This window comes from Stenotrophomonas maltophilia group sp. LNF247, from assembly GCF_054083135.1.
In genome coordinates, this window is the sequence record NZ_JBSRQL010000001.1 from 87,514 (window position 1) to 101,733 (window position 14,220).

Genomic DNA, 14,220 nt, shown 5'->3' on the forward strand with positions numbered 1-14,220 from the left:
AGGTTGACGAGGTCCCCGATGTCCCACCCGCATTCGCCCACCGCCCGTTTCCCTGCTGCCCTGTGGCGCAGCCACCCGATGGCCTGGGCCGTCGCAGTGGCCCTGGGCAGCGTAGTGGCTCCGGCCACTCAGGCCCAACAGGCGTTCAGCCCCGGCTGGTTCGCCGAGCGCGGTGCGGCGCAGGGCGCGGCGGCACAGAGCGGGCGCATGCCCAATGGCGTGCCGATCCAGTTCCAGCTGCCCGCGCAGCAGCAGGATGCGGCACGGCAGAAGCTGCAGCAGTCGATCGACAACCTCGGCACGGCCGCGCAGGCCATCGCCCTGCAGCAGCGCCTGCAGGAGCAGGCACGGCAGGCGCGCCGCGAGGCGGGTTTCGTAGTGGCCGATGGCCTGGGCAAGGATGGCCTGAAGGTCGACGAGAATCCGCTGACCCGAGGCTGGATCAACGCCCGTGAGGCCATCCAGTCGCAGACCGCCGAGGGGCGGGTGCTGGTCAACATCGAGCAGACCGCCGACCAGGCGATCCTGAACTGGGAGACCTTCAACATTGGTGGCAACACCACGCTGAACTTCCTGCAGAACCCCGACTGGGCCGTGTTGAACCGGGTCAATGATCCCGCTGCAAGACCCAGTCAGATTCTCGGCCAGCTGAAGGCCGATGGCACGGTGTTCGTGGCCAACCGCAACGGTGTGGTATTCGGCAACAACAGCCAGGTCAATGTCCGCAATCTGGTCGCGGCGGCGGCGCGCATCAGCGATGCGCAGTTCCGCGAGCAGGGCCTGTACAGTGCCGACGCGAACACCTCGGCGCTGACCGACGCCGTGGGCAAGGTCATGGTCGAACGCGGTGCGCGCATCACCACGCACGAACCGACCACGGCTACACGGGGCGGCGGTTATGTGCTGCTGGCTGGCCACAGCGTGGAAAACGCGGGCCAGATTGAAACCCGCAAGGGACAGGCCCAGCTGGCCGCCGGTGACAGTTTCGTGATCCGTCGCGGCGTGGGAACCGCCCAGAACACCGCGTCCACCACCCGCGGCAATGAGATTGCCCCGCGCTTCGTCGCTGACAGCACGGCGGGCAGTGTTCGCAACAGTGGTCTGATCCAGGCGCGCGAAGGCGATGTCACGCTGGCCGGCCGCACCGTCGAGCAGGCTGGAGTGGCCGTTGCTACCACCACGTTGAACCAGCGCGGTACGGTGCACCTGTTGAACTCGGCGTCCGATGCGGCCGGCAGCGTGACTCTGGCCGCCGGCTCGACCACGGCAGTACTGCTGGAGGACGATGGCAAGAGCACGGCGCTGGACAGCCAGCGCAACGCGCTCATCAAGGAATCGGCCGAGCAGGACAAGCTGCGTGGTTCCAGCAACAGTGGCACCTTCGATAATCTCTCGCGCCTGCAGGACCGCCGCGAGCAATCGCGCATCGAAGTCGTGTCCGGCGGCGATGTGAACTTCCAGGCCGGCTCGCTGGCAGTGGCCACCGGCGGCCAGGTGATCGCCGACGCCAGCCGGCGCAGCTATCTGGATGATGGCGCGCGCGTGGACGTCTCCGGTGCGGTGGGTGTGCAGGTGGCGATGGAAAGCAACAACGTCAAGGTGAAGGTGCAGGGCAACGAGCTGCGCGACTCGCCGGACAATCGTGACAGCGGCAAGCTGATCAGCAGCGAGGTGTGGATCGACCGCCGCCAGTTGACCGAAGTTGCCGCCGGTACCGGTGGCTATGAAGGCACGCGCTGGTATGCCGGCGGCGGCCTGCTGGAAGTGGGTGGCTATCTGGACAATCAGGGGCATTCGATCAGCGAATGGGCAGCGCAGGGCGGCACCATCCAGTTGGCAGGCAAGGAAGTCGTCAGCCACGCCGGTTCGCACATCAATCTGGCCGGTGGCAGCCTGGATGTGCAGTCCGGCGTGGTGCAGCAGAGCTGGCTGCGTGGCCGCGATGGCCAGTTGTACCGCCTTGACGACGCGCCGGCGGAGATGCTGTACGAGGGCCTGTACCAGGGCTATGAAGTGAAGCAGGAACGTTGGGGGGTGACCGAATCGTTCCGCAATCCGCTGGTTGCCCCGGGCCAGCGCTTCGACAATGGCTACACCGTGGGACGCGATGCTGGCCGCCTGTTGATCTCGGCGCCCACGGCCGTCCTGGAGGGCCAGGTGGATACGTTGGCCTTCCAGGGCGCACAGCAGACGCGCCGGCCCGATCAGGGGCAGGAGGGCTATGCGCAGGCACAGACGGCGGTGGCCCGCAACGCCCAGCTGTGGCTCGGGCGTTTTGACAACAGCGGGCGCAGCGCGGTGTTCGACTCGAATGTCCGCATTGGAGCGCTCAAGGCCGATCCCCGGCCGTGGACGCTGCAGGCGCCGGTCGGGGAAGCACAGCGCAATACCGTGTGGTTGGACAGTGAGGTGCTGAGCGCCCAGCGATGGGGGCAGGTGGACCTCGCTTCGGCCGGCCGTATCGACCTCGATGGCACGCTCAGGTTGCAGGAGGGCGGCCGGCTTGGGCTCACCGCAAGCCGCGTCAGCTTCGGTGGAACGGTGCAGATTGCCGGCGGGCAGGTGGAAGCCGGAAATCTGCTTGCGGCGCTTGGCGGGCCCACGGCATTGCTGACGTCCGGACGTGGTGCGGTGGATGTCGCGGCCGGCGCGCGGATCGATCTTGGCGGTGGCTGGAGCAACGCGCTTGCAGCGCCGGAGGGCGGTCCCGCACAGGCGTGGATCGACGGCGGGCAGGTGCGCTTCAACAGCAGCCACGATATCGACGTGGGCCAGGCAGCAGCGATTCTGGTTGATGCCGGCGGTGCGATCGATGCCAACGGCAAGGGGCGCGTCGGCAAGGGCGGCAGCGTCAGTCTGCTCGCGGCCAGCACCGAGGTCGCCACCGACGGCAGCGGCCGGCTGGGCTTCGGCGAGGGCGCGCGCTTCAGCGCGCTCGGCAATGGCAGCGGCAACTTCATATTGGCAACCGGCGGTGCGGTGTCCATCGGCGTGCCTGGCACGGAAGCATCGGCAGCCTCGCTGCGATTGCAGGCAGCGCTGTTCAACAGCGGCTTCGCCGGCTATGACATCGCCGGTCACAACGGTTTGACGGTTGAAGAGGGCACCCCGCTGCAGGTGCAACGACCTGCGCTGCGCTTGGCCGACGGCGCAGCACAGGCTCTGGTCCGCGAGCAGGGCGTGCAGGTCTGGATGCCATCGTTGTACGAGGCCGATCCGAGCAGTGGTCGCGTGGCGCAGCGTGGCGGCGCGAGCCTGACACTGCGCGCGGGGCATCTGCTGTCCACGGCCGACCTGCGCGTTGGCAAGGGGGCCAGGATCGAGGTCGACCCGGGCCAGTCGATCGAACTGTCCAGCGCCGGCAACCTGAGCGTGGCCGGTCATCTGAGGGCAGCCGGCGGCCGCATCCGCCTGGATGAGGCGTTCGATCCATCCGGTGTACGTGGTGATGCACGCCGCGAGCGCCAGTGGACGATCGCCGATGGCGCGCTGCTGGACGTGAGTGGCGATACCGTTTCGCTGCGCGACGCGCGCGGGACGTTGCGCGGGCAGGTGCGCAAGGGCGGAACGATCGAGATCGGGGGCGCGCTGGACTGGGAAGACCAGGACAACGTACGCCACCTGCCACCCGATACCTTCGTGGTGGTGGAGCGTGGGGCGCGCCTGGATGCCTCCGGTGCGTCGGCGCTGCTCGATATCGATGGCAGCGGGCGCACCCGCGTGGACAGCGATGGCGGCAGCATCGTGCTGCGCAGCGGCAATTCCCTGTACCTGCAGGGTGAACTGAACGCAGCGGCCGGCGGCGACGGCGCGCGCGGCGGCACCCTGGGGGTTGCCTTCGGTGGTGGCACCTACGGCAGGACGGCAGACGGCAAGGACGTGCTGGCACCGCGGATGATCTCACTGACCCAGCACGCCGCGCAGACGGCGGACCTGCCTGCACGCCTTGAGTACGGCCATGCGGCACTGTCGGTGGAGCAGATCGAGGCCGGTGGTTTCGATCATCTGGCCCTGTTCGGTGTCATCCGTGCGCAGGGGGATGTCAATCTGCGCATGGACCAGAGCCTGCGCATCCAGGGCTTGAACGAGCGTTACCTCGGCTTCGTCCCGGGTGGCAGCGAGGGCGGCCACCTGCAACTGGCCGCGCCGTATGTCCGCCTTGCGCAGGGCCGCTGGTGGCAACCGGCCGGCGAAGGCACGTTGCGCCCGCTGGAGGCGCCCCTCGACGCCGGCCGGCAGCATCGCCTGGAGGTGGGCGCCGATCTGATCGACCTGCGCGATGTGACCTGGCTGGCGGGCTTTGATCAGGTCGCGCTGCGCAGCCGCGGTGACATCCGCTTGCTGGCCCCGGTCGCCAGCAGTTCGCTGGTCTCCACGCTGGCAAGCCCGGGGTCTATCGACATCAGCGCCGCACGCCTCTACCCGGCAGCCCGGGCCAAGGGACGCATCGTGGCCGGCGTCCCCGACATCGGACCTTCAGGCGAGCCGTTCTGGCAGAACCCCGACGCCGTGCTGCGCATTCATGGCATTGCAGGCGGCGCGCAACCGGCACCGGATTCTGCGTTCGGAAGCCTGGAGCTGGTGGCGGCGACGGTGGTGCAGGGCGGCAATGTGCAGGTGCCGTGGGGCCATGTGCAGCTCGGCGGCCGGAAGTTCAACGCCGATGTCGCCGGCCGCGTCGACCTGCTTGCAGGCAGTGTGACGTCGGTGAGCGGAGCGGGCCTGCAGCTGCCGTTTGGCGGCACCGTGGATGGTGTTGGCTGGCGCCGCAACGGTGCCGACTTCGATGTGCTGGGCCCCGGCTCGAACAACATCCCGATCGGTATCGACATCGTGGCCAACGCCTTCAATGGCGTGGCGGGCAGCGTGCTGGACATGTCCGGCGGCGGCGAGCTGTCCGGCGCTGCATTCGTGGCCGGACGGGGTGGCTCGGTGGACGTCCTGCGGCATGCGCTGGCGGATGCGAACCCGCGCTACCGCTTCAGCGGCAGTGACAATGCGGTCTACGCGATCATGCCGGGACGCTCGGGCACGCAGGCGCCGCAGGCGCTCGCTGACGGCAGCGCCGATCCGCGCGTTGGCCAGCAGATTGTCATCCCTGCCGGGGTTCCAGGCCTACCGGCGGGAACCTACACGCTGCTGCCGGCCAGCTACGCACTGCAGAAGGGCGCATTCCGCGTCGAAGTCGGGGCTGAAAGCGCCGTCGGCAGCCGACAGCCAGTGGCGACCGGCACCGGTTCCTGGCGCGTCAGTGGACACCAGGCGCAGAGCCTGGGGGGTGGAGTCTCATCGCTGCTCACTGATCTGGTGCTGACGCCGGCGGATGTGGTGCGCCGCCATGCCAGCTACAACGAGACCTCCTACAGCGCGTTCGTACAGGGCGTGGCCGAGCGGCGTGGTGAAGCGCTGCGCTGGCGGCCAACGGATGCCGGCAACCTCAACCTGGTGCTGGGTGATGGCGCCGGACGTTCGAGCGTGCCAGCCGCGATCTTCCAGGGCGTGTCACGCTTCAACGCCGGCAGCAATGACGGACGGGGCGGCACGCTTTCGGTCAATCTGCTCGCTTCCAATGAGGCGATGCTGGAGATTGCCACCCAGGGCGTTAGTGCCGGCAGTGGAAGCGGTGCCACCCTCTTCGATTCGGCGCTCAATGCGTTCCGCCCGGAAACGATGCTGATCGGCGGCGTGCTGCGACGTGACGCGACGACGTATTCGCTGGAGGGCAGCGCGCAGCACATCGTGGTGCGCAACGGCGTCACCCTGACGGCGCAGGAAGTGCTGCTGTCGGCTGCGTTCGGGGGCAAGGGGATCCTGGTCGAGCAGGGCGCTTCGATCGATACCTTGGCCGCAGCCGATCCCTCGCGCGTGGCGCAGCCCACGGCGCCCTATCTGGTGTCGGGCGGCCTGCTTGCCGTGTCCAACCAGCGCTTGACGGCGCTCAGTGCGCAGGGCGGCAGTGCCGCCGGTCCGGTGGCGATCGACATCGGCGGATGCGAGGTGGACTGCAGTGGCCAGACCCGGTTGCTGTCGGCAGGCAGCATCAATGTGGTCACCGACGGCGCCTTGAACATTGGCGACGCAGTGAGCTATGGCACGCGCCAGCTCGGCCTGGGCATGTCGGCCCTCAACCTCGGTAGTGCCGAAGCCATTGCGACGGCAGCGGCAGCTGGTGGCCTGCCGGCCGGCATGACCATGAACCAGGAGGTACTGCAGCGATTACTGCGCGGAAACACCGCCACCGGCGCGCCGGCGCTGGAGGCGCTCAGCCTGACCGCGCGCGATGCCATCAATGTGTTCGGCAGCGTGGACCTGGATACGCGTGACAGTGCGACCGGCCGCAGCAGTCTACGCAGTCTGGTGCTGGGTGCCCCTGCCATTCACGGCTACGGCAGCGCTACCGACCGCGCGCGCATCTTCGCCGATACGCTGGTCTGGGACGGTACGCTGGCCGGCACCGCATTGGCCGGCGGTGAGCAGACCCAACCAGCCGGCGAGGCGATGGTGGGCCGGCTTGGCCAAGGGCAGCTGGAGATCAATACGCGGGTGCTGGAGCTGGGGCGTGCGCCCTTCACCCGGTCCAGCTCGACGGTGGCCGCAGATCGCCAGGTGCTCGGCTTCGCCGGCGTAACGCTGGCGGCGTCGGATCGCATGCTGTTCTCCGGCAAGGGCAGCCTGGACGTCTTCCAGCGCCAGGGCGACTACGTGGCAGGCAGCGGCTGGCAGTTGAATGGCGGCGCGCTGGATATCGTCACCCCGCTGCTGACCGGCAACGCGGGTGCGCAGCTGGCCATCCGCAATGGAGGAACGGTGCAGCTGCGCGGTGCTGCGGCGACCACGGGCAGCGATGCGTTGGGTGCAGAGTTGTCGATCACGGCCGAACGGATCGGCATCGACAGCCGCGTGGCGCTGGCGTCCGGCCGGTTCGAAGCCAATGCCCGCCAGGGCATGACGCTTGGCAGCAACGCGGTGCTTGACATGGCCGGCCGCAAGGTCAGCCTGTTCGACGTGGACAAGTACAGCTGGGGCGGCGACGTGGCGCTGACGAGCCGCGAAGGTGACATCGTTGCCGACACCGGGTCGCGTATCGATCTTTCCGCCCGCAACAACCGCGGCGGCCGCCTGACCGTTGCTGCACTGGGCCCGCAGGGCGGCCGTATCGATCTGGCCGGGACCCTGCTGGGCGGCGCCAGCGGTCGCTACGATGCCGGTGGGACCGAAGTGCCCTATGACGGTGGCGAGCTGGTGGTGCGTGCACGCCGGTTGCAGGACTTCTCCGGCCTGAACGCTCGGCTTACCGCCGGTGGCATCACCGGTGGCCGGACCTTCCAGTTGAGTGAAGGCGACCTGGTGATCGGCGATGAGGTGAAGGCCCGAAACGTTGATATCAGCGTCGATGGCGGCAGCCTGCAGGTCAATGGCCGCGTTGATGCCAGTGGCGAACAGGTCGGCAGCATCCGCCTGTCCGCCCGCGACGTGCTGCGTATCGATGGCACATTGGACGCGCATGGCAGCGGCCTGCGCGTGGACAGCTACGGCAAGATCATCGACAGCCCGAACCGGGCCATGATTGAACTGACCTCGGCCAACGGCAGCCTGCAGCTGGGTGCGGCTTCCTCGATGGACCTGCGCGCCGGTACGTCGGTGGCGACCGGTAGCGGCCCGGGCCAGAACGACGGCCGCCCACGCGGCAGCGTCAAGCTCAACGTGCCCCGCGTGGGCAGCAACGATGCAGCAATCGAAGTGGCCAGCGGCATCCGTATTGCCGGCGCCGGCGACCTCCAGGTCAACGCCTTCCGCAGCTACGATTCGGCGCCGCTGGCCAGCGCTCCAGACGTGCACGGCCATCGTCCGCAGGTGATCAACCAGCAATGGCTGGATACGGTGGTGGACCCGGACAACAGCCTGTGGATGAATGCCGCGCTGGCCAACACGGGATTGCAGCAGCGCACCAGCGCCCTGGGCAGCTACCGCCTGCGCCCCGGCGTGCAGCTGGTGGCGCGGAGCAGCAGTGACAATCCGCGTGGCGACCTGGTGGTGGCCGGTGATATCGATCTGTCCGGCTACCGCTATGGACCGCAGTCGAACCGGACTGATCCAGCGCGCCGTGGCTTCGGTGAATCGGCCGCGCTCGTGCTGCGCGCCGAGGGCGATATCAACGTCTACGGCAGCATCAACGACGGTTTCGCACCGCCGCCTGCCAACCCGGATGAGGACGGCTGGGTGCTGCTGGAAGGGCGGAGCGCGGGCTCGCCGAACACCGCATTTGGTGGCGATCTGATCGTGCCCGGCGAGGGCGTCAAGCTCCAGATCGGCACTGAGTTCCGCGCCGGTGCGACACTGAATTACGACCTGCCGTTCCAGGCGCTGACCTTGCCGTCGGGTACGGTGCTGCCGGTGGCCATGACACTTTCCGCAGAGCTCACGCTGCCCGCCGGCAGTGTGCTGGGGGCGGCGGTGACCACCGATGGCGGCCAGGTGCTGGCAGCAGGCACCGTGCTGGCCCAGGCGCTCACCCTTCAGGCAGGCGCACGGCTGGGCGCCGGCTTCCGCCTGCGCAGTCCGGCACCGGTGGCGGCCCAGGTCTGGCCTGCCGGAGTGGCGTTGCCGATGGTGATGCGGCTCTCCGGCGCGCTGGATCTGCACGCCGGTGCCATCATCCCCTCGATGACCAAGGTGGAACTGGCCGGCGACGCTCCGGTGAAGCTGCGGGTGGCCGACGCCAGCGGCCGACAGGGGCGCAATTGGGCGTTGGCCTCGATGTTGCCCGAAGGGACCACGTCATGGGACCTGACTGCGGTGGCTGGTGCAGATACAGCGTCTGCCGATCCGCGCACGCGTCGCTGGGGCAGTGACGGCAGCATCGTGCTCGCCGACAGCCACTACAGCACCATCGGTACAGTGACCACCACGACGGAATGGAAAGGCGATCGTGTCGTCAACCTGGAAGGTTCGCTGTTCTGGTGGGGGGACGACAGTCTGGTCGGCAAGTCGCCCCGGGAGGCGGCTGAAATGCTGGGTGTCGCCGAAGGTGACATCTGTGAACTGGGACCGTTCTGCGGCGCGGCGCCGCGCCTGGTGGACAAGGAGGGTTCGCTGATGTGGTGGGGGGACGAGTCCTGGGTCGGCAGGCCTGCGTCGGAACTTGGCGCCGAGATGGGCATGTCCGAGGAAGATATCTGTGCAGTCACCGGTTACTGCTACGGCGGCGGCACGCTTACCGAAGTCACTACCTACGGCAAGCGCCTGGGCTCGCCGGCCTGGAGCGTGTTGCGTACCGGCAAGGGAGACCTGGCGCTGCTGGCGGCGCAGGACGTGCGCATGAAATCCGGCTTCGGTGTCTACACCGCAGGGACGCCCACCCATCTGGGTGATGGCAGCGATCCGCGCTTCAACGCGGCGCGTGCGCCGAAGCCGGAGAACACCTTGCTGCTTGGTTCGACCCAGGCCTCCGGGGCCTACGACGCGGCCCTCGCCAGCTATCAGGCGTGGTATCCGGACCAGGGCGGCAATCTGCGCATCGAGGCGGGGCGCGACATCATCGGCGATACATGGAGCTTCCGCGCGGAATCGGGCACGGTCCAGCGCGACCAGGCTGGCCACTCAAGCGCAGCGGTGGGCAACTGGTTGTGGCGGCAGGGAACGGGCACCACCGGCGGTGTCGTGCAGACGCCGACCAGTTGGTGGATCAATTTCGGAACCTACAGCACGGTGAGGCCCGAACTGGATGCAACCCCCCGCCTGGTGGGCTTTACCGGGTTAGGGACGTTGGGGGGCGGCAATCTGAGCCTGGACGCAGGCCGCCATATAGGCATGCTGGACAGCATGGGCAACGCGCTGGGATACGAGATCTCGCCGCATTCGAGTGCGCTTTCGGTCGCGGTCGGATCAACCGGGCGCGTGGTCGATGGCCAGTTGCATGTCACCGGCGGTGGTGACATGGCCCTGCGCAGCGGGGGTGCACTGAATCCGGGCCTGCGTGCCAGCAGTCGTGGCAGCACATCGGATCAGCAGGACCTGGACGTCAATGGCGTGGTGACCAATGTTCGTGGCAATACCCGCATCGACGCTGCGCGCATTGGTGGCCTCAGTACAGTCCAGGCCAGCTATGGGCAACTGGGCCTGAAGGATCCGCTGGTGGCCGACAGCCCGGTTGCGATGGCCGGACCGGTGCTGGTGCTGGGCGACTCAACCGCGCAGTTGCAGGCGCGCGGCGACGTGGTGCTGGGTAGTGCCGCCGATCCAGGCCGGGTTCCCGTGGCCAATTTCAACACGATCGTGCTGGATGATGGCAGCCGCGCGTCTGGCACGAGCTGGTTCTCGCTATGGACGCCGCGCACCGCGCTGGACCTGTTCTCCGCCGGCGGGAATCTGTCGCCGGGCCTGGTGGGCACGCAGCATGCGAGCGGCAGCAATCAGGCCAGGGAGGTGGTCGAAATCAACGCCAGCAATGGCGACATCTATCTCAACTACTGGTTGTATCCCTCCCGGTTCACCGCCATTGCAGCCTCGGGCAACATCAATCTCGCCAATCTGCGCAGCGGCAGTGTGCCTGATGCCCAGGACGTCATCCTGCTGGCGCCCTCGGCGTCGGGACGGCTGGAGGTGCTGGCGGGAGGATCGATCCTGGCCGCCAACCGAGCGACACAGATCGCGCGCTCCAGCAGTGATGCCCGCATCCCTGGTCCGTTCGATCCCGGCTTCATCGCGCAGGGGCCCGGAAACGCGGGAACGGTGCGCAGCAATGTATCCGTCGATGGGAACGCCGCCAGCCCTGACACCGTGCTGCCGTATTTCGCGTTCGGTCCCAATACCGCGCTTGGTGCGTCGTTGTCGGCTACGCCGACGGCGGTCAGCCGGTTCTATGCCGTGGCCGGCGATATCATCGGGCTGGGCAGCGGCAGCAGGCGGCAGCTCTCGCGCAATGGCCAGAATGGCGGACGTACCGTATTTGACTGGTTTGAGGCGGGCTCGGCGGTACGGCTGCGCGCCGGCCGCGATGTCATCAGCGCCGATGTCACCGCGCTCAACACCCGCGGAACCGATATCAGCGGGATCGAGGCGGGCCGGGACATCATCCGCAGCAATCTGACGGTGGCCGGCCCGGGCAATGTCGAGGTCAGCGCCGGTCGCCAGCTGCGCCAGGAAGAGGCAGGAAGCATCGTCAGCCTGGGCGGCATCGTGCAGGGCGATACGCGCCCGGGCGCAAGCATTGCCTTGACGGCGGGCAATCAGGCCATTGATTTCGATGCACTGCGCACGCGCTACCTGGATCCGGCCAACCTCGCCGATCCCTCGCAATCGTTGGCTGCGCAACCGGGCAAGGCGGTGAAGATCTACGACAAGGAGTTGAGGGAGTGGCTGCAGCAGCGCTTCGGTCTGGCGGTTGGTGGCGCCGAGGCCCTGGCGGCATTCGACCGGCTGCCGAAGGAACAGCAGCGCATCTTCCTGCGCCAGGTCTACTACGCCGAACTGCGTGAAGGTGGGCGCGAGTACAATGATCGGAATGGGCCACGCGTTGGTTCTTACCTGCGCGGCCGCGAGGCCATCGCCACGCTGATGCCGGACAAGGACGCTGCCGGAACGGCCATCGACCGTACCGGCGATATCCTGTTGTACGGAAGCTCCGGCGTGCGTACCGAAGCCGGCGGCAACATCGAGCTGATGGCGCCGGGCGGACAGATCGTGGTGGGTGTGCAGGGCGTGGTGCCGCCGGCCAGTGCCGGGCTGGTGACCCAGGGGCAGGGTGACATCCGGCTGTTCAGCCAGGACAGCGTGCTGCTGGGCCTGTCGCGGGTGATGACAACGTTCGGCGGTGACATCCTGGCCTGGTCGGAGCAGGGTGACATCAATGCCGGCCGTGGTTCGCAGACCACCTTGTTGTACACGCCACCGCGCCGCGTCTATGACGGCTGGGGCAATGTGCTCCTGTCGCCGCAGGCCCCGGCCAGTGGTGCAGGCATCGCAACGTTGAACCCCATTGCCGAAGTGCGGCCGGGCGATGTCGACCTGATCGCGCCGCTGGGCACCATCGATGCGGGCGAAGCTGGCATCCGCGTCTCGGGCAACATCAACCTGGCCGCGCTGCAGGTGCTCAACGCCGCCAACATCCAGGTACAGGGTGAAAGCAAGGGCCTGCCCGTGCTGGCCACGGTGAACGTCAACGCGCTGGCCTCGGCCAGTGCAGCAGCCAACAGCGCCAGCCAGGCGGCACAGGATGTGATGCGCAAGAGCCAGGATGATGCGCGGCGCAACCAGCCATCGGTGATCAGCGTGCAGATCCTCGGTTTCGGCAGCGGCACCAGCAGCATCAACCCGCCGGCGCGTGGCAATACTGCCAACGCTGGCTATGACGCCAACAGTGCCTTCCAGTTCCCGCAGGCAAGTCGCGACGAGGGCACGCAGCGCCGGTAGGCCTCTTGCAACGGTGCCGATCAACAGTCGGCACCAAGGTAGATCCACGCCATGCGTGGATGCGATCGGGCCGGAAGAACGGACAGCATCGGGCCAGCCGCCAAGGAGCGGTGGCGGCCCCAGCCAGGACGGCACGGAGGGCAGGGAACGGCCATCAGCGGTGAGGACCACCGACACAACGCCGCCGGGTGCAGGAGAGTGCCCGGCGGCAGGAGCGGCAGTAGATCCACGCAATGCGTGGATGGCTGGGCCAGCCTCAGTGCCGACCAACGGTCGGCACCCACCAGGGCAGGCCGGGCAGTAGAAGCCGCTCGGCAGTAGATCCACGCCATGCCTGGATGCTTTGCCTGGGAAGAATCCTACAGCTCCAGCACGCGCCGGTAACTCAACGGCCCACGCCCATCACGCAGGCCCAGCCGCAGTTCCAGCCCGGTGGCCGGCAGCACTTCGCCTTCGCTCGGCAACGGCGCCCAGCCGGCACCGGACTGCCATGCCCACACCTCGAACCGCTGTACCTCGCGCGCCACGGCAATGCCCTTCGACAGATCCGGCGCCGGCAGGGGATACCGATCCGTCGCTGCGCCGCTGGCCCGCCAAAGCGTACTTCCCTGCCGCCACCAGCGTACCCGTTGCCAGTGCAGCCCATCGCTGCCGACACTGCGGGTGATCTCCAGCGCGAAGCTCCCATCCGGGTGCCGCTCGCTCACCAGCGACGGCGGTAGCAACCGCTGCGGTTGATCGGCCGGCCGCACTGCGCCATTCATCAACGCATCGTCTGCGCGCATTTCGATATCACGCTGGAACTGCTGCAGCACGCGCAGCGCCGTCGTGGTCTCGGCATCGGCCTGGCGCAGGCGCTGATTGCTGTTGGCCACGCTGTCGAGCGCCCGCCAGCAGATCAGCGCCAGTACGCCCATGATGGTGATCGCAATCATCACCTCGATCAGGGTGAAACCGCGCACGGCGCGCGTCATTGCGCCGCCGTCCATGGCAACTGCATCCGCGCCAGCGACTGCCGGGGTGCATCTTCGGCAACCACACTCAGCTCCAGCTGCGGCTGGCCGTCGCTGCCCGTGCCCAGATGCTGAAGCACCAGGAAGCTGCTGCGCCCCTGCACGCAGCGCTGCCGGTCATCCTGCGGTGCCTGTCCGCTCAGGCGCAGTTCCTGCCAGCGATCCTGCGCACACAACAGTGCCAGGCGACGGTCACGCAGCCGTGACTGATCGTCGGTCGCCACTGCCACCGAGCGCATCACCGCCGCCAGTGCAATCGATACGATCGCCAATGCGATCAGCACTTCGATCAGGGTGAATCCGCGTGCCGCCTGCTTCATTGCACGACCTGCAACTGTCCGCTGCCATCATCACGAAGACGCAGTTTGCGACCATCCAGCGACAAGCCAAGCTCCCAGGCGATACCGATCCACTCCGGGCTCAGCTCAATGGGGTTGGCGGGCTGCACCGCAATGCCGGTTGCCTGCCACTTCTGCGGACGCAGCAGATCATCGTGTTCAACGGTCACCCAACCGCTGCCTTCGCGGCGGCTGAAACGATAGCCGTTGGCGTCGGCCTGCCAACGCAGGGGGCGGCCATCGATGCGCGCCTCATCGCGCGCCACCTGCAGGCGCTGCGCCAACCGCTCGGCTTCCTGTCGCAGCTGCCGGCCCGGGTCGAGCAGGCTGCCCAGGCCCAGCCCGATTCCGGCCGTGCAGATGCCGATGATCACCAGCACCACCATCAGTTCCAGCAGGGTGAAACCACGCTGCACGCGCTGCATCGACGTTGCCTCCTGTCCGTGTCGACACCTGCC

Annotated in this window: 4 protein-coding genes; 1 reads left to right on the plus strand and 3 read right to left on the minus strand. The window is 67.7% G+C overall.

Annotated elements, in window-relative coordinates; all coding sequences use genetic code 11:
• Positions 1-18 precede the first annotated feature (18 nt).
• Positions 19-12,411: a filamentous haemagglutinin family protein gene (locus ACTXG9_RS00420; protein WP_456115460.1), complete on the plus strand. Its 12,393-nt coding sequence runs from the start codon at positions 19-21 to the stop codon at positions 12,409-12,411.
• Between the two features lie 359 nt (positions 12,412-12,770).
• Here ACTXG9_RS00420 and ACTXG9_RS00425 read toward each other — a convergent pair whose 3' ends face one another.
• The 3 genes from ACTXG9_RS00425 to gspH are packed head-to-tail and all read right to left on the minus strand — an operon-like array spanning position 12,771 to position 14,187.
• On the minus strand, positions 12,771-13,385 hold the full coding sequence (locus tag ACTXG9_RS00425; RefSeq protein WP_134729060.1) for a prepilin-type N-terminal cleavage/methylation domain-containing protein: 615 nt from the start codon (positions 13,383-13,385) through the stop codon (positions 12,771-12,773).
• Positions 13,382-13,744: a type II secretion system minor pseudopilin GspI gene (gene gspI / locus ACTXG9_RS00430; RefSeq protein WP_111098538.1), complete on the minus strand. Its 363-nt coding sequence runs from the start codon at positions 13,742-13,744 to the stop codon at positions 13,382-13,384. The genes ACTXG9_RS00425 and gspI overlap by 4 nt, the downstream gene beginning before the upstream one ends.
• Positions 13,741-14,187: a type II secretion system minor pseudopilin GspH gene (gspH, locus tag ACTXG9_RS00435; protein WP_021202279.1), complete on the minus strand. Its 447-nt coding sequence runs from the start codon at positions 14,185-14,187 to the stop codon at positions 13,741-13,743. Before gspH ends, gspI begins: the two co-directional genes overlap by 4 nt.
• Positions 14,188-14,220 lie beyond the last annotated feature (33 nt).

Bases quoted from the DNA above. Each gene is read 5' to 3' on its own strand.
- ACTXG9_RS00420 (WP_456115460.1), top strand. From the start codon at position 19: ATGTCCCACCCGCATTCGCCCACCGCCCGTTTCCCTGCTGCCCTGTGG.
- gspH (WP_021202279.1), bottom strand. From the start codon at position 14,187: ATGCAGCGCGTGCAGCGTGGTTTCACCCTGCTGGAACTGATGGTGGTG.
- ACTXG9_RS00425 (WP_134729060.1), bottom strand. From the start codon at position 13,385: ATGACGCGCGCCGTGCGCGGTTTCACCCTGATCGAGGTGATGATTGCG.
- gspI (WP_111098538.1), bottom strand. From the start codon at position 13,744: ATGAAGCAGGCGGCACGCGGATTCACCCTGATCGAAGTGCTGATCGCA.